Here is a 21,382-nt window from a genome sequence, read left to right as displayed (position 1 = left end):
TCACCCCTTGTTTTTAATGTTTCGCAGCAGATGAATCACTTGTTTTGTCTGTTCATAAAGTAATTCATCAGCTTTTTCCATACACTCTTCAAGTGTTAATGGCTTATTAACTATCGAAAAACATCCTGCAAATCGCTCTCTTAATACATCCAAATCTCCATCAAGACTGCCTGAAAGCAATATAGCTGGAACATGATATTTTTGAGCTAGTGATGCAATATAGCCGGGTGCTTTCCCGTAAAGCGTCTGTTCATCACTTTGTCCTTCACCAGTTAAAACGAGGTCAGCATGTTGGATTGCCCCCTCAACATTCATTGTGCCTGCTAAAAGCTCCGCACCAGAAATGAGTTCAGCTCCAATAGCCAACAATGCAAAACCCAGTCCACCCGCAGCACCAGCGCCAGGTATGTTCTTTAAACGTTTTTCAAATACACCCTCGATGATGTCTCCATACTTATCCAGCGCCATGTCATATTGCCCGATTTGTTCTTCAGTTGCCCCCTTCTGTGGACCAAAAACTTTTGTTGCCCCCCTTTCTCCACATAATGGGTTATCCACATCACATGCAACTTGGATAGCAGCGTGCAGAAGTCTCGAATCAAGCCCTGAAAAACTCACCTTAGTAACACGATGCAAGTCTTTTCCAAACGGTTCCAGCTCATTCCCATTTTCATCCCATGCTTTCATCCCCAGTGCCATTAACATCCCAAGACCACCATCATTGGTAGCACTTCCGCCCAGACCAAACACAAACGATGTACATCCCTTATCCAGCGCATCGATGATTACTTCACCAATGCCGTAAGTTGTCGTTATATCAGGATCCCGCTTGAAACGCGGAACCTGAACCAACCCGGCAATGCTTGCACATTCGATGATTGCTGTATTTGAATTTACTATCGCGTAAGCAGTATCTATTTCACCCCCTAAAGGTCCAGTGCATTTTACAGGTATACTGGTCCCATGTGTCGATGTAAGTAATGATTGAAGGGTCCCCTCACCACCATCTGCCATAGGCTTCATCGTGATTTGGTAACGGGCATCAACACTTTTAATTGCTTCCTTTATAATGTCCGATGCTTGAATTGATGTTAGACTCCCTTTAAAAGAATCCGGCGCGACCACGATGTTCATAATGAGCTCCTTTATATTTAATCTATTTTTATTTAAACTTATATTGTTAGCGCTTACAATTAGATAAATAAATGAAATTTCAGAAATACGATGTTCCTATTTTTGTGCATTTGCACAGTCATATTTTTATACGACCTCTAATCATCCGTAAAAGAAACGCATCATGAAACACACGCGGGTCCAAACCTACTTTTTCTCTCACCTGATCTAAGCGGTAAAGAAGCGTGTTCCGGTGAATGTGCAGTATTTCTGCAGTATTCTTTATGGAAAAATCCATGTCAAAATAAATATCAACTGTTTTGAGGTACTCCTCACCTATCGCTTCCAGCCGTTGCTCATATCCCAAACAAATACTATTATATTCCTTAGCGGAAACAGCTGTGGCCAACCTTTCTATTTGCCAATTCCCGCTATACGTTATTTTCTCTTTCCCTTTATTAAAGAATATAGCTTGCCTCGCTTGTTGATATGATTGCCTGATACCGTTCAAGCCAAAAGCTTACTCGCCGACGCCAATACTATGGTTAAAATCCCCTAAACGCTCAGTTAACCTTTTTATAGCCTCAAGCGTTGATGAAATGGTAATTACGATTTCATCTTCAGCAAATGGCAGGGTAAATAGTGCAGTAATTTTTGAATTAACTATTTCCCGCCGGATACCATCAATCGAATCCTGCACACCTGCACCATGCAGGACAATTACCCGCCATTGTGAGTCCGTGTTAATTTTTAATGAATAAACTGCATCTTCCTTAAGTTTCTCTTCGCTGTATCCACTGGGATGCAATAATTGGTGAAGCCAATTGTTCCATTGTCTCTCTTCATAATATGCTTGTCGCTGTATATATATTTGTTCAATAACCATTTCGACTGATGCACGGATTAATCCGGTTATCCGCAAAATATCTTTCGGATTTCCACTTACTCCAACCACACCGGAAATTTTATTCTGATGCATGATTGGCAGATTAGCTCCGGGTTTAGTCCCCGGATAGCGTTGAACATCTTCTTCCTTTAATATTAGCGGCTCATTCATTCTAAGCACTTCAACCGCCCCGCAGTGTAGTTCATTAATTCTGGACTTATCCGTACTGGCAACGATTTTGCCATTAAGGTCCATTATATTAATATCAACATCGATATACTCAGCAAGGCGCTTAATAATTTCCTGACCTAATTCGCTGGTTATTTCCAATTTGATTCACCGCCTCAAATAATAGGTATAAGTGCATTTTATCATAAGAGGGGCATGAAACTATTTGCTGCCAAATTCTTAGGCACAAAAATAACCCCAGATTCAATCTGGAGCTATTTAATATCAAGCATTCGCCGATCCTTCGCCACCCTGTTCAATCATCGTCTGATAAATTTCATCCATTGACCAGGTTTTGCCTTTTTCATCTTTATAAACAACATGTTCCCGTTTAAAATGTACCGGTGAATCCAGCCCGGATGCTGCTGCGATTCTGAACAGACCTTTACGCATGGTAATGACATAATTGGTGGTGCGGTGTTTTTTCTCATCAACGACCAATGCTTTCTGCAGATCGGGGTCTGTCGTTGTGACTCCAACAGGACACATATTTGATGCACACTGCAATGCCTGGATACAGCCGACCGTTATCATGAAGCCCCGTGCGATGTTAACAAGGTCTGCTCCCATCGCAAGCGCCATGGCCACACGGTCCGGAGAAACAAGCTTTCCTGAGGCAAATATTTTCACAGTATTGCGGACACCATATTTTTTTAACGCATTATCGACAAGAGGAAGCGCAGATCGGATTGGCAGGCCAACACTGTCTGTCAACTCTTGATACGAAGCGCCAGTGCCACCTTCCCCGCCGTCAACTGTAATAAAGTCGGGACCTTTGCCTGTATCTCTTATCTGTTTCGCTAATTCATCAGCCTCGATATGACTGCCGATAACAATTTTCATGCCAACAGGTTTGCCCGTATGTTCCCTGATCCGTTCAATAAAATCAAATAACGAGGGCATGTCACTGAATTCCGGGAAGCGATTCGGACTGTCAATTGATTTATATGGCTCAACCATACGGATTCTCGCAATCTCTTCCGTTACTTTCTCGCCGTCAATATGGCCTCCGCGCGTTTTTGCACCCTGGGCCAGTTTTACTTCAAATGCTTTTAACTGGGGAATTTTACTTTTTTCCAACAGCTCATCCCAGTTAAAATTTCCTTCCCGATCCCGCACCCCAAACATTCCGGGACCAATTTGCATAATCAGATCAACGCCGCCTTTTAAATGATAATCGGAAATACCGCCCTCACCCGTGTTCATCCAGGTACCTTTGGCAATACCGAGCCCTTCCGAGAGTGCGGTAATCGCCCGGTCACCAAGCGACCCATAGCTCATCGCCGACATTCCAATTTGTCCTCTGACTTTAAAGGGATATTTACATTTCTCTCCAATCACAATTGTATCTTTTTCATCAAGCAGGTATACGGGGGATTCATGCTCCTCAAGCTTCTCTTCCCGCTGTGCAAACAACGGCTCTTTTATCAGCAGGTAGCGGTTGGTTTGCACCTTCGTCTCCCTGTCCATTTTTAATTCTTCACTAAGCTTTGGAAACATGGAATTGCGCACATAATATCCCGCTTCCTCAAAGTCACGCTGTGAACCAAAGCCGTAAACATCACGTTTATATTTTGCCTTGCGCACAATATGTGAATAGTCATTACGGGAAAACGGCTTTCCTTCATTATCATTATTGAAAAAATACTGCCGTAATTCAGGACCAATGCTCTCAAAAAAATACCTGGCCCTGCCAATCAACGGATAATTACGGAGCACCGGATGCTGTTTCTGTGTCCGGTCAATAAAATATAAGTAGATACCAACTACAAGAAGTACAATTATAATAAGAACGACAACTGCAAACCCGATAATTGTCATCACATTAGCCATATTCATCCTGCAATTCCACCTTTGGTTTCGTGTTTATAAGGTTAGGATGTATCGTAGCTGCAGAAATTATCCATGCTAAAATTGTTCATTGCATTTATCGGGTTTGCAGTTTTCCCATGGTTTCCGTACTTCATTCCGTATGTTAGTTTTTTTCAGTACCAAAAACAATACCATTTTGCTTACGTGCTTTTTCGGTAATGGAAAGAACCGTGTAACTTTGATTTTTCAGATCCAGATAAGCCGCATCATCCCGACTCCCGATAATGCTTTTAAATCTTTCAATCTCGTAAACCATGTTGTTGTCTGTATCAACAGACTCCAATGCTACTTCCTCTTTTGACGGGGTTTTAATTAATCGTGGGTTGTCTATTTCGCCCGCGCCTTCAAAAATCAATGTCCCTTCCTCCCCATGAATCTCACACGAATTAAAGGAATTGGATCGTTTCGAGCAGAGAATCGTACACGTGAAACCATCATATGTTAAAATCAATGTCCCATTTCCATCAACGCCGCTATCCAGCATTCCCGGGTAATAAGCAGCTTTCTCCGGTTCCCCAAATAATCCAACTGTAACGGAAAGCGGATAAACACCCAGATCAACCAGTGCACCACCGGAAAACTCCGCTGTAAAAATATTCGGCTGCTCCCCATTTAAATATTTATCGTACCTTGACGAATACTGCACAAGCTGCAGTGACGTGCTGCGAACCTGTCCAATGTGTTTGATACTTTCCTTCAGACTCGCAAAATTCGGTGAATGAATATTACGCATTGCTTCGAATAAATACACGTTATTTTCTTCGGCAATCTGATATGCTTCTTCCCATTCTTTCGTGTTAGAAAAGATCGGCTTTTCACAGATGACATGCTTTTTATTTTTCAAAAAAGTAACTGCGTGCTCGTAATGAAAAGAATTTGGGGATGCCAAATACACACAATCGATTTCACCGCTATTTGCCATTTCTTCCACATCGGTAAAATAATGCTTCACTCCGTGTTTATCCGCAAATTCTTTAGCCTTATCCTCTCTTCGTGAGTAGACCGCTGCAAGTGTAAAATCATTAACTTCTTCTGCTGCGCCGATAAATGCGTCTGTTATCCAACTCGTTCCAACTGTTCCAAATTTCACTAATTGCTCCCTCCCATATATAAATACTGCCTAACACCAGTGATGTCAGGCAGTATATAATTCATTATTTTATTTTTCAAGCTTTTCGATCCGCTGTTCAAGTTTCTGTGTCATTTTCAATTGATTAACCATACGCTTAACCAATTGAAGTTCAGCCTGCGCTGTCATGACGTGATCCTGTGCATGGATCATAAAGAAGTTTGGCACCTTGTCATCGTCACTCTGAATCAGCTCTGTCTGGTATTTATGACCTTTTAAAAATTCCTCATCAGCTTCGTTAAGTAACTTTTCAGCTTCATCGAAATTATACTCTTCCGCTTCGTTCAAAGCTTCATATGCTGCACCACGGGCGTTTCCTCCGTGTAAAATAAGCTGCATCATAATTTCTTCATAGTTCATTTGGCAAGCTCCTCTCTAGCTGTTTGCCGGTTCTGCATCATTATCCGACTGCTCTTCACTGGCAAGTTGTTTGTCATATTTTTTAAAGAACGGATAGTAAATAACCGCTGCGATAATCGCATTCATAATTTGAACTAGTCCCGCCAATACAGATCCGCCGGTTGCGATAAATCCACCGAAGAAAATCGGTACCGTAAATGGCGGCTGCACGATAACCGGTGGTAATATGCCGGTTGCAAACAGAATATAGTTGATGGTTACGATAATTACCGGACCTAGTACAAATGGAATAATCAGTACCGGGTTTAATACAATCGGTACACCAAAGATAACCGGTTCGTTAATATTGAAAAATGATGGAATAATCGCTGTTTTTCCTACCTGTTTCAACTGCGCAGATGCCGCGAACAGCATAAATATTACCAGTCCCAGTGTCGCACCGGAACCACCAATGTGTGTAAACATGTGGAAGAAAGGTTCAGTTACGATACCTGTTGCTTCTTTTCCTGCTTCAACAGCATCTGCGTTTGCTGCAAGCTGGGTCATCCAGAACGGATATGCTACGGAAGATACAACGTTCATTCCGTGAATACCAATTGCCCATAGGACAAGCATCAAGAGAATCATTCCAAGTGCTGCCCAGTATGAATTGGATGCCGCAACAAATGGGCTGAATAAATCCAATACCAACTGCGGGATTGTCCTACCAGTATTTGCCCAAGCAATCCATGCCAAAATCCACACAAGCGGCAAAATAATCATAAATGGAATAAGTGCCCGAAAGGTTCGCATAACATATGGCGGAACACCCGCAGGCATTTCAAATGCTACCCCTTTATTAATCAAAAACCGCATTAATTCTGTTGTTAAAATACCTAAAATAATTGCTACAAATAAACCTTGTCCACCAAGATAATTTAAAATTTCCCCAAAAGGCACCTGTGTAATATCAGTTACTGGAAATGCTGTCATGAAAAATGCCAGCATCGAAAGAATTCCGGCCATGACCGCATCCATATCTTCACGAATCGCCAGACTGTAACCGACACCAAACGCGACCGTTAACGCCATCAGTCCAAACGTCAGGTTAAATGGAAACAGTAACTGTGCCTGAATCGGTTTAACGGCATTTTCCCACGCGTCAATTATACCCCATTCCAGTGAGGATGGCGGGTTCGCGATAATCAGGAAAATCGCCCCGGTAATAATAACCGGTAATGCAAAAATAACGAATGCATCACGAATTGCCTGCAAATATTTATTTTGTGCTATTTTACCCAATGGTTCCATCAGGTGATCTTCTAGCCATTGTGCTACGTTCATTTTAAGTTCCCCCTTATTTCACCAGATTTAATGCTTGATCAAGTACTTTGTCGCCATCCATTAACGCGAACGCACGCTGATCAACCAGTTCAACCGGAATGTCATGCTGTTCTGCTACTTTGGTAACTTCTTTTTTCAAATGACGTACTTGTGGTTCCAATAAAGCTACATCATATTCACTTGCTTTTTGCTTAAATTCACCAGTTCCTCCAGCAAATGCTTCAAGGTCCACACCTCTTTTTTCTGCTGCTTCCTGTACTTTTTTGGCCAACTGACTTGATGTTGCTCCCCAGCTGCATAAAATTATTAATTTCATGTAAAAACACTCCTTATAATGTAATTAGTTTTTGGCAAGAATCCTTTTCGCCATGTCATCAATCTTCTTATAGTGCCCCATAAGCCAATAAGAAAACCATGATGCTGCGCAAATGGCAATGGAAAATGCTACACCGAATCCGAGTATCACATTAGCAGATGGCTGATTTGTAAATACTGCATACAGTCCATATCCAACCCAGATTAGCGAAAAGACAAGCGCATAGATAAATAAAAACTTTTTCATTTTATCCCTCCTTCTTTTATACTCCCAAATTTTTTGCCATCTATACTTTCAGTTACACGTAACAGGTGCAGATAAACTATTTTCTTCATATATCTTCTAGCAAAAAACATGCCAACTTGAAGCAGAGGTTCAAATACACCTCCAAAAACCCATGGCTGGCACTGAAAAATATTTTTTCTATGATCCTTTAAAAATACACAAAAAAATGTGTGCAATATTTTTTGCACACATTCAGCGGGAAAGTTTTACTAATTCTTTTTTTATTTCATCCGTAAATTCGACCTGAAATGCTTCTGCGATTTTAAGAAAAAGCGGGATCCAAAGTTCGTTCTCTTCATTCGTAATTATCGTCGTATTATCAATAGGAAACGATGAAATGTATTGCTCCCTGTTTCCCTTCACATTGACTGAAATAATCCGGTCAATTAAAACACTGATATGCATCCACATGCCAAGTTCCCTGTTTGTGTCCCAAACATAATAGTCGCGGATTTGAGGAATATGATCATTCAGAATTCCGGCAATTGTTTTCGGATTAATATACGTAACAATCTCCCCAAGCCCCTGAACAATCAGGTCATGTAGTTCCTCCGTTGAAATATCTTTTTCCACAGTCGGGATTGCTGACTGCCGTGTAATCTCCAGCAGTTTCAGCATGCGGGAAATGCCTTCCTGCTGCAGGAGTTCCCAGGCCGGAATATACGGGATTCCGTCAATGGAAACAGGTACAGTCCCAATGATTGCGATTACTTCATAGTAGCTCTTTAAGTCGTCAAGAACTGACGTATTTTTTGTATTCGGATCAATGCGTACCGTGCGGATTAACACATCCTGATCAAGTGTGGAAAGCTGGTTTTCAATCCAGGACTCAAGCAACTGTGCAGCACCCTCACCCGTAAAACATACTGTAGCAATCAGCCGCTTCTTTTTAATGTTGGCGGATTCCTGTTCCTTCTCCATAAACGCAAACATCGCTTTTTTTGTCTCATAATAAATAGCTTCCAGTGTCTGGTCGGAAATTAATGATTTCCTGCCTGCCTCCATGACCATCGGGAGATTAACACTTGATAACGTTTTGATTGGAACATCCAGTTCACGCTGTATTGCATCACCCATCGTAATTAACGAACCGATATCGACGAGGAGAAGCGCGCCCTTAATATTTTTTAGCCCATTAATCTTTTGTTTTACCCGCTCGTACGTATCAACAGCTGAAATATTCAGCGGCATATCAACGGCATGGATAACATTATTTCCAAGCAGATAATTCGTTACCTCTGCCATCGATGATGCGGTCGATTTCCCGTGGGTTACGAGAATAACCGCTATCGATTGTTCCAGCGCTGTTTCCTGCTCATACTTCTGATCAGGTGTCAGAAAGTGTGCGATCAGCTCAATTTCCTCGGTCGGTAAATTCATGCCAATCGTTTTCTGCAAATATCCCGCAAGCAGATTCGCTGCTTGTCGATAAGCCATGTTCGGATGAATCATAACCGGTATCGGTGCTCTTGATACATTTCCTTTTAAATGGTTACGGTAATTTTGCAAATGCAGTCCAATGACATACAGCTGATTATCATGAATTGTCACAGGCACCTTATCTCTCAGCTGGTTTGCTGCCTGCTTTAAAGCGTTAAACAGGTCATCATCAATCAGCTTTTGCCAGCCTTGCTGCAGACTACCCGGCTGCTCATACTTATCCATTAAATCCTGAATATAGTTCAGCATAACCGTTTGCAGATTTTCATTTACTTCGCTTGATCTGTCAAGCCGCTGATAAATATTTGGAAACGGATAAGCAGTTTTCTCTTCTGATTCTTTTGCTTCAATCATTTGTACAGCCTGGCGTTCTTTTACATCTGCTTTTGTTGACGGAGTGCTTTCACCCGGAAAGTCTTCCATTTTGATAAGAACTTTTTCATCCTCACCATTAATATACCGTAAATACGCACGGGCACAGACAATTTGGATATCGCTTTTCAGCTGGCCGATATTCCCCGGACAATCGTATGTCAGAAAAGCATCACGACATTTATCCTCAATTGACAGGGACGTGTTCATTTTCGTAGCTTCCTCAGCAAGAAAATGTTCCACCAATGCCTCACGCTCAGCAGTAGTTCTTTCCCGCAACGGTGGAATATTTAACTTAACGGAAAAACGCCGCAACAGCGTCGGCAGCAAATAGTCTTCCGAATTTTCCGTTGTGGCACCAATCAGCGCGATGTTGGCAGTGCGTTCTTGTGTAGCCTCGCCAAGTCGGCGGTAAACCCCTTTATCCATCAGGTAAAATAACATTTCCTGACCGGATGGCGGGAGGCGGTGAATTTCATCAAGGAAAAGAATCCCGCCGTCAGCCTGTTCCACCAGACCTTTTTTATCTTCGGTAGCACCGGTGAATGCGCCTTCTTTTATCCCGAAAATCTGTCCGACAAGTAATTCAGCGTTCTGGGCATAATCGGCACAATTGAAGGCAATAAAGGGAACATCCTTCTTTTCCTTCGATTTTTCGATTGCCATTTTCGACAACGTTTCAGCCAGATAGGATTTACCTGTTCCTGTTTCACCTGTCAGCAAAATCGGCAATGGCCTTGACGGGTATAAAAACGCCGCCATGCCTGTTTCCAAAATAGGATGCAGACTGTCACCGGCACCGATTACGTTGGTTGGTGAAGTTTGATCAGGTGTGGGGTCTTTAATTGCGTATTTTACCGGCTTCCCCTGAATTTTCACTACCTTATTTGCTTTTACCAGATCATTCAGATAGCGGCTTGCAGTTGACCGGTTAATATCCAGCTGCTCCCCGATATCACTGGCACTAAGCCCTTTTTTATCAGCTCTGCCAAGCTGTTTGAAAATATCCATAATGCGACTCATAATGTGTTGTACCTCGTTCGTTTGTTAGTTATAGTCCACATTTCATTTTAGCAGGAAAGATAAGAAAATGCATACATACTGGCGTTTCTTTTAAACAGCAACTAATACCACTGAATAGCACCTTGAAAAAATAGCGGCATGAGGGACCGGTAAAGTAACAAATGAATCCTCATTCCGCTATTCCAGATAAATTCCTTGTTTGAAGCATGTTTCCGGATCCTCGTTCCGTTATGTGTTGATGTTACCCTCATTTCCTATTGATTTTGAGCCATTAACGGAACCAGGATCCGCTTAACTCCTTTCAGAGCGGCTTTTTAACCTTATAACGGAATGAGAATCCGCCTCTTTGTTGATCAATTTTTATGGTGTCAACGTCAACTCCATACCATCAGCCGATTTAATCCTGGTCACGTGATACTTACCATTAACCCAGTCGTCCAGCTGGTCATGGTACCAATCACTCTTGAAATGACCTGCCTGACCCGGTCCAACGGTGTGATAGCCTTTATTCGTCTCATCCATACCGATAACAAATCGCCACGATGCGCCATGATCAACAATCCCCGTTTCGGAATCATAGCTCGCTGCCATTGGTGTAACACTGCTGCCCCCAACAGTCATCGGATCTTCATTATTGAAAAAGAATTCAAGTACTGGATTAATCCCTGATAACGGGTGCTCAAAGTAGACTTTATGGTAATCCCCCCACCTCCAGGCCGTCAGATCCTTACCATATTCATCTTCCAACTGGCTGATTGTCTCTTTGAATGATGTCAGCAGCACTTCCTGCATGCCGCCGTTTTCCTGAATCCAGACCGAATCATTTCCTTCCCGGAGAATCCCATCGGTTGTCTGTCCTTTTCCGCCGAACAACTCCATCACGTCTTTCGGAATTTCATCTTTATACAGAACTTCTTCGATTTCATCCATCCACTTATGGAAAATAAGTGGCTCAGCAAGTTCAGCGCCATCCTTGTACTCCCATTTGCCCAGAAGATCCAATGCAAGACCTTCATTCTGCGATAAATCAGCACCCTGCAAAACTTCCAAAAACATCGGCACAAACTCCCGTGCCTGTAAATTCTTCTGATCCATTTGCAAGTCCTGCATATCCTCAACTGTCAAATCATCGCCTGCTTCCAGGACCTCGGCAATCCGCTCATATCGGTATGGCTGTGCCCAGACATTACTGATATGGTACGGATATTTATCACCGACTATTTTATTATTTGCAGTTGCAATAAATCCTTTTTCAGGATTGACCACAGTCGGCAGTTCGTCAAATGGAATGTAGCTTTTCCAGTCATTTTCCTTTTCCCAGCCTTCCAGCGGCAGTAATGCATCATCTCCATCCCCATAAATCGGTATATTACCATTTGCTTTATAGGCAATCGTTCCATCTTTTGAAGCAAACACAAAGTTCTGTGCCGGCGCCAGGAATTTTTCCAGACCTTCCTCAAACTCCTGCCAGTTTGCGGCCTTATTAATTTCTAAAATCGCCGCCAGTTCAGTCGTCGGATCCAATGCCGTCCACCTTAATGACATGACCGTATCTTTCATATCTTCGTTGGCAAAATCAGAAACAATCGGTCCATGTCGTGTTTCAACAACCTGATAATCAATCGTTTCGCCATCTTTCACTTTAATCGGCTCATCAATCACTTCCGCTTCTTCCCATTCGCCCTCATATAAAAACTCGTGCGGGGCATCCGGATTTCTTTTTTCCAAATAAAGCTGCTGTACATCAGGTCCCGTATTGGTCACACCCCAGGCAATATCCTCGTTATGACCAAGAATGATCCCGGGAACACCTGCGAAAATAACGCCACTGACATTTACCTCAGGTGATTCCAAATGCATCTGGTACCAGATTGATGGTGTTGCCAGTCCCAGGTGAGGATCATTTGCCAAGAGCGGTTTACCTGACGCACTCTTCTCACCGCTTACGACCCAGTTATTACTGCCATTAAATGTATGCGGTATGACAGCACCATCAAACGCTGCCGCCACATTCACTTCATCTTCACTTATTATCGTCGGCTTGTCTTCAGGATATGTTGGGAACAGTTCATATGCTTTTTCTTCCGCAAAATTGTTCAGCGCATAATAGTTAAACGCCTGACGTTCCCAATGCCCGCCGAGGTCAAATGCCATATATTTTCCAATCGTCAACGAATCAATCGGTGTCCACTCTGCCGGCTCCGATCCCATAAGTGTAAATTCGATTGGCAGGCTGTTATCTTCTTTTGCCTGCTTGATATAGGCATTCACACCATCGGCAAACCACCGTAAAACCTGCTTATTTTCCTCCGAATAAATCTCGTAAGACTCCTCTGCCGCCCGTCGTAATCCGAGCGTTCGAAAATATTTATCTGTTTCAACTGCTGCCTCACCAACGACTTCACTTAGCGTGCCTGAAGCCTGTCGGCGCGACATTTCCATCTGGAACATCCGGCCTTGCGCCTGTATGTAGCCTTGTGCCATATAAAGGTCATGTGCATTTTCGGCTGTAATATGCGGTACACCATTATCATCGGTTATGACGGTAACTTCATTTTGCAATGCCGGAAGCTTAATTGTTCCCTCTGTCTGTGCAAGCGACCTGTTTATGTATGCGTTTGCAAAAAGGAATAAAATAACTCCGATGGCAAGCAAGATTCCCAATACAAGTAATAATATTTTCTTCTTGCTGCGTTTTTTCTTATTTGGCCTTATGTATATCTCTTCTTTCAGCAATCCTTTACCCCCTTTTTTTATCTATAGTATTAAATTCGCCACATACCGACAAAAGTCCTGCTAATGACCTGGTGCTATTTTTTTGCGCCGTTAACCACTTTCCAAACGTTAACAAGTCCGTAAACAATCGATTCAATTACCGCGTCATCCGTATCATATTTCATATGAGAAAGCGGGTTCCAGCTTGTTAAAAGACCACCGGCATTAACTCCCACATCCTTCGTCACAGCACGATTATATGCATCATTCAGCCCTTTCAGCGGATATGCCAGAACATCATCCTTATCATAAAAATTCAGCCACTCTCCACTGATGCCCGGATAAAGTCGCTCAACTCCCGGTGCAGGAACGGCAATTGGTGAGCCAAAATCAATGTACCGCATCGACCATAATGCCATCGGACTTCCCAGTGTATAAAATAATGCTAATGTCTCACATTGCTCAATCGGTGTCTGGTTGGTGCACTTTCTTGTCTCAACTCCAATATTTTCCCGTCTGAACTGTAAATCATAAAAATAATTGCTCGCAACGACGGAACCAAGACTATGACTTATTACACAGAGCGGTGCTTTATGCCCTGCCCGTTCTTTTAATTTCCGGATTGATTTGGCAACAAGCGTATGGACTTTATCATAATTCTGCCCACCTGTATTTGTCGGCTGATATGCTACCGCATCAGATAAAAATTCAATCACAAACCGACGCAGCCTGACGAAATCCAGATCCGCGTCACGCTGAAGATTTCCCCAAAGTTCCTCCTGTTCCCCCTCAAACACCGCTGACCAGAATACAGGTTCAAACTCCAGTTCTGCACGCTCAACTCCTGTAGCTTTCACAAACCTCTTCGAAATCCGCTCAATCATTTTATCGGCAAAGCTCCTATCAGGTGTTCCCGCTCCATGCAATACCAACACAGCAATTTTCTGGGACATCCAAACCCTCCCGAATATTTTCTCTTACTATACCCTATTCAATGAAACTTTTAAATAGGAATATGAGAATACCAGATGAGGATCCACTTTCAATGATTTTTATATAAAATACTGTTCTAGTATATTTTGACGCCCCTTATTTCGTATTTGACATGAAATGCGAACTAACTTCATTCCCAAGGTCTGTTCCGATCCCTCCCGGTTTGTACATCAGGAAATGCTTGTCCACGTTTGTTCGTTCATTCCTTCGATGAGTGACCTTCATCAGAATTTTTACGCTTGTTAGGTCACTCATAACCTCGATGAGTGACCCTCACAGGAATTTTTTCGCTTGTTAGGTCACTCATAACCTCGATGTGTGCCCTTTACCGGATTTTTTTCGCTTGTTAGGTCACTCATAACCTCGAAGTGTGATTTTCTTAAGAAGACTGAGGGCGTGTCTTCGTAATCTTCTGCATGGCCCTGGGCAGTGGTAAAGGGGCGAGTTTTAGTAATAAATCTAAACTTGGTTCACAGTTTATGGAAAACTGCCGTAAAAAAATCACCAATGTAATAAAATCGCAACCAAAATGTAAGATTATTACATTACCAATTCGGATATATGTCTAACAAGAACAAGTTTATAACCAATACGACGAAGAGGTGATTCCGATGAAAGGTATAATACTCGCCGGCGGGAGCGGAACGAGACTGTCACCAAGCACTGACAGTATCAATAAACATCTGCTTGCAGTCTTTGATAAACCGATGATTTATTACCCGCTTTCTGTTCTCATGCTAGGCGGCATCAAAGATATTTTGATAATCAGCACGCCTGAAGATAAACCGAGATTCGAGGAACTGCTTGGTGATGGCAGCCACCTGGGTATCAACCTGGCATATATGGAGCAGCGTGAACCAAACGGCATTCCTGAAGCGTTTATCCTTGCTGAATATTTTATTGGCAAAGACGATGTCACCCTGATACTTGGAGATAATATTTTTTACGGTCAGGGGTTTACGACGCTATTTAGAAAAGCCCTTGAAAACCATCGTCACGCAACCATTTTCGGATGTCGGGTGAAAGATCCCGAACGATTCGGGGTCGTCGGGTTTGACCGCAACCAAAAAGTAGTTTCCCTGGAAGAAAAACCAGAAGAACCGAAATCCGATTTTGCCGCAACAGGCTTATATATTTATGATTACCACGCGGTAAGGTATGCCAAACAACTTCCTTACTCGGATCGGGGCGAACTGGAGATCACTGATTTAAATAAACGGTATTTAAATAAAAATAAACTGGATGTTGAGTTATTGGGCAGAGGCTTTGCCTGGATGGATGCCGGCACACATGAATCACTTTTCGAAGCATCCGAATTTGTTAAAATCACCCAGCAGCGTCAGGGGTTCAAGCTTGCCTGTCTGGAGGAAATCGCCTATTACATGGGATACATTTCCCGGGAAGCATTATTTGAGAAAGGAAAAGCCATGGAAAAGAACGATTACGGAAAATACCTCCTGGAAATTGCCAACCGGAAACATACCGAGCAGTATTGGGATGCGATTGATCAAAATCCAACGTTGGGACTGGTTGAACATGAATAAAACAATCCTTGTAACAGGTGGTGCCGGATTTATCGGCTCCAACTTCATTAAACATTTTATAAAAAAGTACCCGGAATATCAGCTCGTCAACGTTGATAAGCTGACATATGCCGGATCGACTGATAAGTTACGTAACGTTGAACATCTCGAAAACTACCATTTTATTCAAGGTGACCTTGCTGATGATACAGTCGTAAATGATATTTTTTCAGATTACGATATTGATGGTGTCATTCATTTCGCTGCCGAGTCGCACGTTGACAGGTCAATCGAAAATGCATCTTCCTTCATTGATTCGAATGTAACCGGAACCGCCAATCTGCTTCAGGCCGCCCGTGAATCATGGGAGAAGAAAGGTGAACTTGCAACAAGACGGTTTCATCATATTTCAACGGATGAAGTGTACGGCACACTCGGCGCGGACGGAAAATTTCATGAACAAACCCCATATGACCCGCGTAACCCATACAGTGCATCAAAGGCAGGTGCCAACATGCTCGTAAAAAGTTTTGGCCACACATATGGAATGAATGTCATTATTTCCAGCAGTTCCAACAATTACGGTCCCGGACAACACGAGGAAAAGCTCATTCCTACCATTATTTCTAAAGCGCTGCAGGATCAGCCAATCCCGATTTATGGTGATGGCAAAAATGTCCGTGATTGGCTTTACGTCGGGGATCATTGCCGGGCACTGGATTGTATTTTTCATCAGTCAGAACCAATGGAGACTTACAACGTTGGCGGTGGAAATGAAAAGCGAAATATCGAAATCGCCATGACAGTCTGTGATATTCTGGACCATCTGATACCCGGATACCACAGCTATAAAGAATTGGTTATGTTTACGGAAGATCGCCTTGGTCATGACCGCCGATATGCGGTTGATGATACAAAGCTGAAAACTGAATTGGGCTGGGAGCCGGTTGTGGAATTGGAAGCAGGATTAAAAAACACGGTTGAATGGTATGTGAACCAATGGGAAAAAGTTACCCAATGATTTCGGTTGTCATTCCTGTCTACGGGTGTGAAACATGCTTGGTTGAGCTTTGCACCCGTGTAAAACATACGATTGAAAAAATCTCAGCCCTATATGAAATACTTTTAATTAATGATGCGAGCCCGGACAATGCCTGGGACACTATCAAACACCTAAATGAACAAGATTCCCGGATCAGAGGAATTGATCTGGCCAGGAACTTCGGTCAGCATTACGCAATTACTGCCGGTCTTGACCATACTGCCGGTGACTGGATTGTTGTCATGGACTGTGATTTACAGGATAAGCCGGAAGAAATCCAAACGTTATATGAAAAAGCGCAGGAAGGATATGAAGTTGTTTTTGGAAACCGAGTTGAACGGCAGGATAACTGGTTTAAACGAAAAACCTCGAAGCTTTTTTACCGTGTCTACGATTATCTGACCGGACGCACCTCAGACCACACCATTGCCAACTTCAGCATCAGTTCCAAAAAAGTGGTTGACAGTTTCCGGAAGATGCGTGAACAGAACCGCTTCTTCCCGCTTTTTATTCAATGGATGGGCTTCAAAACCGGCACTGTTCAAGTAGAACATAACTCCAGAAAACAGGGGGAAACATCCTATAATTTTAAAAAATTGATTACCCTGGCAACGGATGCAATCATTTCCCAATCCAATAAGCCGTTACGCTTATCGATTCAGTTCGGCTTTTTAGTATCACTGGTTTCCTTTCTTTACGGAATCTATTTATTTGGCAGGTACTTTTTCCTTGCCGAGCCTGTTCAGGGGTGGACCAGTGTCATGGTCTCCATCTATTTTATCGGCGGTCTGATTTTCTTTAATTTTGGTGTTCTTGGTCTTTATTTAGGAAAGGTATTTAACGAGACAAAGGCAAGACCGCTTTATTTGATTCGTGAAACGACAGAAGATACGGATGAACGGAGTTGATAGAATGGAATTTTTACGGGAAACGCCATGGGATAAACGCAATTTTAACATCGACACCTATGAAGTACTTTCCCCGACGGAAGAGGCACTAAAGGAAACCAATAAATACGATGGTCATTACACCATAAAGGTCCAACCGCTGGAAAATCCGGAACTCCTTCTCAATCACGGGTTTTACTACATGGACACGTTAATCGAACCGGAGTGTAAAAAGGAAAATTTACAGGTATTTAATAAAGAGGGCATATCGATTTCAAATGATTATGAGCCATCAGAAATAAATCGGATTGCAGAAGAAGCATTCATTCACGGCCGCTTCCACCGTGATTTTAATATACCAAATAACCTGGCTGATCTGCGTTATAGGAATTGGGTAAAAGATCTGCAGGAAAAGAATTTGATTTTTGCACTCATGTATGAAGGGGATACAGCTGGTTTTTTCGCATACGAAAATGACAAAGTCCTCCTCCTTGGAATCAAAGAGGAATACCGGAGCAGAGGACTGGCAAAGGCATACACCAGTCAGGGATGTGCCGAGCAGTTTAAACTAGGCTACAGTGAGCTTAGAACATCAATTTCAGCGGCAAATGTCGCTTCATTGAACCTGTTTTACTCCCTCGGATTCCGCTTGAAAAATACCGTTGATGTGTATCACAAACTGACCGGTCCGGGCGTGTAGCCATGGGATATTTCTACATTTTCGGAACGATATTTTTTACCGTTTACGGACAGCTGGTGCTGAAATGGAAAATTGACCAGCAGGGAAACCTCCCGTCAGCATGGACAGAAAAATTTGTGTTCCTGATTCAGTTACTATTTAATCCGTGGATCCTGTCAGGCTTTCTTTCGGCATTTGTCGCATCCCTTTTTTGGATGGCAGCAATGACGAAATTTAACATCAGCTATGCCTATCCTTTCATGAGTTTATCATTCGTTCTGGTATTTCTGCTGTCAGTCTTTTTGTTCCATGATCCGGTAACAGTTCAGAAAATGGTGGGATTGGCACTGATCGTGGCGGGAATTGTTGTCACAAGCCAATCATTATAAAGTGAGGTGAGAGAAATGATTCCATTTAACAAACCGTGTGTAATTGGTGAGGAAGCATCAGCAATGCAGGAGGCAATCGCATATTCGAAGCTCTCCGGCAATGGACCTTTTGGCGAGTATTGTACCGACTGGATGGAAGAGCGGCTGGGTTGTGAAAAAGCTATTTTGACGCCCTCCTGTACAGCGGCACTTGAAATGACTGCACTGTTGACGGAAGTGGATGCTGGTGATGAAGTCATCATGCCATCCTATACCTTTGTTTCGACCGCAAATGCCTTTGCATTACGAGAAGCATCCATCCGTTTTGTTGATACCGAGAAAGAAACGATGAACATCTCAGCAGCTGCTGTGGAAGCAGCTGTTACAGAACGGACAAAGGCAATTGTCGTTGTTCATTATGCCGGTGTGTCCTGTGACATGGACGCAATCATGGACATCGCTGACCGCTATGGGCTTTGGGTTATAGAAGATGCAGCCCAGGCGTTATTGAGCACATATAAAGGAAAACAGCTTGGCACCATCGGTCATTTCAGTACGATCAGCTTTCACGAAACGAAAAATCATACGTGCGGAGAAGGTGGTGCACTAATTATCAACCACCCCGAATCCATTGAACGTGCCGAAATTTTACAGGAAAAAGGAACAAACCGGAACCAATTTCATCGTGGTACAGTTGATAAATATACATGGCGTGATGTCGGCTCATCATTTTTGCTGAACGATTTAAGTGCGGCATACCTGCACGTGCAGCTGGAAAACGCTGATCACATTAATGATGACCGAATGCACACGTGGAATCAATATTATCAAAACCTTCATACACTTGAGGACATCTCGGTTCCATATATTCCATTATACTGTGAGCATAATGCACACATGTTTTATATAAAAACAACCCGGCAGCAGGAGATTATTGACTATCTGAATGACCGCGGCATCATGGCCGTAACACATTACGTTCCTCTGCATTCGTCACATGCAGGAAAAAAGTTCGGGGCTTTTATTGGCGCAGATCATAACACAACATCTGAAAGTGAAAAAATAGTCCGGTTGCCATTATATTTTGGAATGGGGGAAGAGGAAGTCAATCATGTGGTCAAAGCTGTTCACGACTTTTTCAAAGCATAAATTCATAATTATCGCCTGCCTGGCTATTGTCGGATACCTGCTGCCCTACTATATTTTGGGCGAAGATACCCACATCCGTGTTCATGACAATCTGGATTCCAACATTGTCTGGTATAAACTGCTTGCAGAAAGTGGTCAGTTTTTTTCACTTGGGACATTGCCAAACGTCATTAATGGTCTGCCAAGGAGCACACTTGCCGCTCCACTTGATGTCATGGTATGGCTGTACGTTCTGTTTGAACCAATGACCGCCTATACAATCGGGCAAACCATTATGCGGTTTACAGCCTTTTTCGGGATGTACCTTCTGCTGGGGAGATGGATTAACTCACCGCTGATTAAGGCGGGTTCAGCGCTTGGGTTTGCGCTATTACCGTATTGGCCGTCCGGACTATTATCGATAGCAGGACTTCCGCTTGCCTTGCATATATTTTTACTGATTCGTAAGCATCGCTTTAATATGAAAAAACGCTATTGGCTGATTTTATTATTATTTCCATTCTTCTCCAACTTTATTTTGACATTTGTGTTTTTCCTTGGACTGATGGGCTTGCTGTGGCTGATAGACTGGATTCGCTTCAAACAGGTTAACTGGGCCTTTTTTACCGCAATTGCCGTGATGACGGGAATGTACCTGGCAAAAAATTACCTGCTGTTATATTCCATGTTTCTCAGTGACGGCTTCACTTCGCACCGGGAAGCACTCGATCTTGGGCATAATAGTCTGCCAGAAACATTCCAGCTGTTTGTCGATAACTTCCTCAATGGTCATACACACGACATGGCGGTGCACACGAAAATAATCATTCCCGTTATCGGTGTCGCCTTTCTGGTGGCAGCCTATCGGAATCTGAGACCAAAATTATTGCTCAGCTTATTTTTATTCAATGCCGCTATTTCACTCTGGTATGCATTCTGGTACTGGGAAGGCTGGCGTGTGCTGAAAGATGAATTCATGATACTCAATACATTTAACTTCAGCCGGATTCACTTTCTCGATCCGGCGGTCTGGTATATATGTTTTGCACTGGCTTTAGTTATTTTTTGGCGGCATCTTCGCTTTGGCAAAGCCTTGGTTGTTGTCTTAATCCTGGTACAGTGCAGTTTAATGATTCCATTAAATGAGGAAGTCAAATACAGCCGAATCGGAACTCCGACATTCGCGGAATTTTATTCGGTGGAGCTATTTAACTCGATTGAAAACTACATCGGCAAGGAGCAATCAGAGTACCGTGTTGTCAGCATCGCCATGCACCCGACCATCGCGCAGTATAATGGGTTTTATACGCTCGACACATACAACAACAGTTTTCCATTGGAATATAAGGATAAATTCAGGGAAATCATCGCCCCCGAGCTTGCGAAAAACGAGACACTTGAGAACTACTACGATACCTGGGGCGGACGCTTATACATGTATGCCGCAGAACTCGGCAAAGAATACCTCTTCTCAAAACACAGTGATGAAGTTTTGGATAACCTTAATATCAACACAGAGGCCCTTACTGATTTGGGTGGAGACTATGTCCTGTCAGCACTGCCGATTAAAAATAATGAGGAAAACAGTCTGGAATATGAGCGGTCCTTTACGAACAACATGTCCCCATGGAAAATTTATTTGTATAAAGTGCAGCAATAACCCTTCTTACTATTACAATCGAACGAGGAATAGAAAAAGT

19 protein-coding genes are annotated in these 21,382 nt (G+C 42.9%); 7 read left to right on the top strand and 12 right to left on the bottom strand.

Translation table 11 applies throughout. The features are described from left to right. From G6R02_RS03885 to G6R02_RS03830, 12 genes are all read right to left on the bottom strand, one after another. Window positions 1-1,134 (bottom strand): glycerate kinase, encoded by a 1,134-nt coding sequence (locus G6R02_RS03885; protein WP_164667936.1) that lies wholly within the window; start codon window positions 1,132-1,134, stop codon window positions 1-3. Window positions 1,135-1,252: 118 nt separating this feature from the next. Next, entirely contained in the window at window positions 1,253-1,624 is a 372-nt protein-coding gene (locus G6R02_RS03880; protein ID WP_164667935.1) for a PucR family transcriptional regulator, read from the bottom strand. Window positions 1,625-1,633: 9 nt separating this feature from the next. After that, on the bottom strand, window positions 1,634-2,329 hold the full coding sequence (locus G6R02_RS03875; RefSeq protein ID WP_164667934.1) for a sugar diacid recognition domain-containing protein: 696 nt from the start codon (window positions 2,327-2,329) through the stop codon (window positions 1,634-1,636). Between the two features lie 123 nt (window positions 2,330-2,452). Further along, on the bottom strand, window positions 2,453-4,066 hold the full coding sequence (locus G6R02_RS03870) for an FMN-binding glutamate synthase family protein (RefSeq protein WP_164667933.1): 1,614 nt from the start codon (window positions 4,064-4,066) through the stop codon (window positions 2,453-2,455). A gap of 136 nt (window positions 4,067-4,202) precedes the next feature. After that, the gene (locus G6R02_RS03865) at window positions 4,203-5,189 is read right to left on the bottom strand and encodes a Gfo/Idh/MocA family protein (protein ID WP_164667932.1); all 987 of its coding nucleotides are present in this window, start codon (window positions 5,187-5,189) and stop codon (window positions 4,203-4,205) included. A 69-nt stretch (window positions 5,190-5,258) separates the two neighbouring features. Continuing rightward, window positions 5,259-5,588, bottom strand: coding sequence for a PTS lactose/cellobiose transporter subunit IIA (locus G6R02_RS03860; RefSeq protein WP_164667931.1), 330 nt, complete (start codon window positions 5,586-5,588; stop codon window positions 5,259-5,261). 15 nt (window positions 5,589-5,603) lie between these two features. Continuing rightward, complete coding sequence (locus G6R02_RS03855; RefSeq protein WP_164667930.1) at window positions 5,604-6,911, bottom strand: PTS sugar transporter subunit IIC; 1,308 nt, start codon at window positions 6,909-6,911, stop codon at window positions 5,604-5,606. Window positions 6,912-6,924: 13 nt separating this feature from the next. Next, the gene (locus G6R02_RS03850) at window positions 6,925-7,227 is read right to left on the bottom strand and encodes a PTS sugar transporter subunit IIB (protein ID WP_164667929.1); all 303 of its coding nucleotides are present in this window, start codon (window positions 7,225-7,227) and stop codon (window positions 6,925-6,927) included. Between the two features lie 24 nt (window positions 7,228-7,251). Further along, complete coding sequence (locus tag G6R02_RS03845) at window positions 7,252-7,473, bottom strand: hypothetical protein (protein WP_164667928.1); 222 nt, start codon at window positions 7,471-7,473, stop codon at window positions 7,252-7,254. 231 nt (window positions 7,474-7,704) lie between these two features. Then, the gene (locus G6R02_RS03840) at window positions 7,705-10,347 is read right to left on the bottom strand and encodes a sigma 54-interacting transcriptional regulator (RefSeq protein WP_164667927.1); all 2,643 of its coding nucleotides are present in this window, start codon (window positions 10,345-10,347) and stop codon (window positions 7,705-7,707) included. Between the two features lie 360 nt (window positions 10,348-10,707). Beyond that, window positions 10,708-13,080 (bottom strand): penicillin acylase family protein, encoded by a 2,373-nt coding sequence (locus tag G6R02_RS03835; RefSeq protein ID WP_425509061.1) that lies wholly within the window; start codon window positions 13,078-13,080, stop codon window positions 10,708-10,710. A gap of 77 nt (window positions 13,081-13,157) precedes the next feature. Next, window positions 13,158-14,015 carry a chemotaxis protein gene (locus G6R02_RS03830; protein WP_164667926.1) on the bottom strand — a complete coding sequence of 286 codons (858 nt, stop codon included), beginning with the start codon at window positions 14,013-14,015 and terminating at the stop codon, window positions 13,158-13,160. A 651-nt stretch (window positions 14,016-14,666) separates the two neighbouring features. Between G6R02_RS03830 and rfbA the strand changes: the two genes are divergently transcribed. Genes rfbA through G6R02_RS03795 form a run of 7 tightly spaced genes read left to right on the top strand, consistent with a single transcriptional unit; the run spans window position 14,667 to window position 21,342 of the window. Then, window positions 14,667-15,599: a glucose-1-phosphate thymidylyltransferase RfbA gene (gene rfbA, locus G6R02_RS03825; protein WP_164667925.1), complete on the top strand. Its 933-nt coding sequence runs from the start codon at window positions 14,667-14,669 to the stop codon at window positions 15,597-15,599. Next, a complete protein-coding gene (gene rfbB / locus G6R02_RS03820; RefSeq protein WP_164667924.1) occupies window positions 15,592-16,599 on the top strand; it encodes a dTDP-glucose 4,6-dehydratase in 1,008 nt (335 codons plus the stop codon). The genes rfbA and rfbB overlap by 8 nt, the downstream gene beginning before the upstream one ends. Then, on the top strand, window positions 16,578-17,528 hold the full coding sequence (locus G6R02_RS03815) for a glycosyltransferase family 2 protein (RefSeq protein WP_164667923.1): 951 nt from the start codon (window positions 16,578-16,580) through the stop codon (window positions 17,526-17,528). Before rfbB ends, G6R02_RS03815 begins: the two co-directional genes overlap by 22 nt. A gap of 4 nt (window positions 17,529-17,532) precedes the next feature. Next, window positions 17,533-18,207: a GNAT family N-acetyltransferase gene (locus G6R02_RS03810; RefSeq protein ID WP_164667922.1), complete on the top strand. Its 675-nt coding sequence runs from the start codon at window positions 17,533-17,535 to the stop codon at window positions 18,205-18,207. Between the two features lie 2 nt (window positions 18,208-18,209). Further along, window positions 18,210-18,575 (top strand): EamA family transporter, encoded by a 366-nt coding sequence (locus G6R02_RS03805; protein ID WP_164667921.1) that lies wholly within the window; start codon window positions 18,210-18,212, stop codon window positions 18,573-18,575. A 15-nt stretch (window positions 18,576-18,590) separates the two neighbouring features. After that, window positions 18,591-19,703 (top strand): dTDP-4-amino-4,6-dideoxygalactose transaminase, encoded by a 1,113-nt coding sequence (rffA, locus tag G6R02_RS03800; protein WP_164667920.1) that lies wholly within the window; start codon window positions 18,591-18,593, stop codon window positions 19,701-19,703. Further along, on the top strand, window positions 19,666-21,342 hold the full coding sequence (locus G6R02_RS03795; protein WP_164667919.1) for a DUF6044 family protein: 1,677 nt from the start codon (window positions 19,666-19,668) through the stop codon (window positions 21,340-21,342). Before rffA ends, G6R02_RS03795 begins: the two co-directional genes overlap by 38 nt. The last annotated feature ends 40 nt before the right edge of the window (window positions 21,343-21,382 follow it).

Source organism: Virgibacillus doumboii (genome assembly GCF_902806455.1).
GTDB classification, from domain to species: Bacteria; Bacillota; Bacilli; order Bacillales; family Amphibacillaceae; genus Lentibacillus; species Lentibacillus doumboii.
The sequence above is the reverse complement of the archived record's forward strand: the minus strand, read 5'-3'. Positions and strand labels throughout refer to the sequence as shown.

Coding starts and splice junctions, on each gene's coding strand:
- G6R02_RS03885 (WP_164667936.1), bottom strand. CDS start 1,134: ATGAACATCGTGGTCGCGCCGGATTCTTTTAAAGGGAGTCTAACATCA.
- G6R02_RS03870 (WP_164667933.1), bottom strand. CDS start 4,066: ATGAATATGGCTAATGTGATGACAATTATCGGGTTTGCAGTTGTCGTT.
- G6R02_RS03860 (WP_164667931.1), bottom strand. CDS start 5,588: ATGAACTATGAAGAAATTATGATGCAGCTTATTTTACACGGAGGAAAC.
- G6R02_RS03855 (WP_164667930.1), bottom strand. CDS start 6,911: ATGAACGTAGCACAATGGCTAGAAGATCACCTGATGGAACCATTGGGT.
- G6R02_RS03850 (WP_164667929.1), bottom strand. CDS start 7,227: ATGAAATTAATAATTTTATGCAGCTGGGGAGCAACATCAAGTCAGTTG.
- G6R02_RS03845 (WP_164667928.1), bottom strand. CDS start 7,473: ATGAAAAAGTTTTTATTTATCTATGCGCTTGTCTTTTCGCTAATCTGG.
- G6R02_RS03840 (WP_164667927.1), bottom strand. CDS start 10,347: ATGAGTCGCATTATGGATATTTTCAAACAGCTTGGCAGAGCTGATAAA.
- G6R02_RS03830 (WP_164667926.1), bottom strand. CDS start 14,015: ATGTCCCAGAAAATTGCTGTGTTGGTATTGCATGGAGCGGGAACACCT.
- rfbA (WP_164667925.1), top strand. CDS start 14,667: ATGAAAGGTATAATACTCGCCGGCGGGAGCGGAACGAGACTGTCACCA.
- rfbB (WP_164667924.1), top strand. CDS start 15,592: ATGAATAAAACAATCCTTGTAACAGGTGGTGCCGGATTTATCGGCTCC.
- G6R02_RS03815 (WP_164667923.1), top strand. CDS start 16,578: ATGGGAAAAAGTTACCCAATGATTTCGGTTGTCATTCCTGTCTACGGG.
- G6R02_RS03810 (WP_164667922.1), top strand. CDS start 17,533: ATGGAATTTTTACGGGAAACGCCATGGGATAAACGCAATTTTAACATC.
- G6R02_RS03805 (WP_164667921.1), top strand. CDS start 18,210: ATGGGATATTTCTACATTTTCGGAACGATATTTTTTACCGTTTACGGA.
- rffA (WP_164667920.1), top strand. CDS start 18,591: ATGATTCCATTTAACAAACCGTGTGTAATTGGTGAGGAAGCATCAGCA.
- G6R02_RS03795 (WP_164667919.1), top strand. CDS start 19,666: ATGTGGTCAAAGCTGTTCACGACTTTTTCAAAGCATAAATTCATAATT.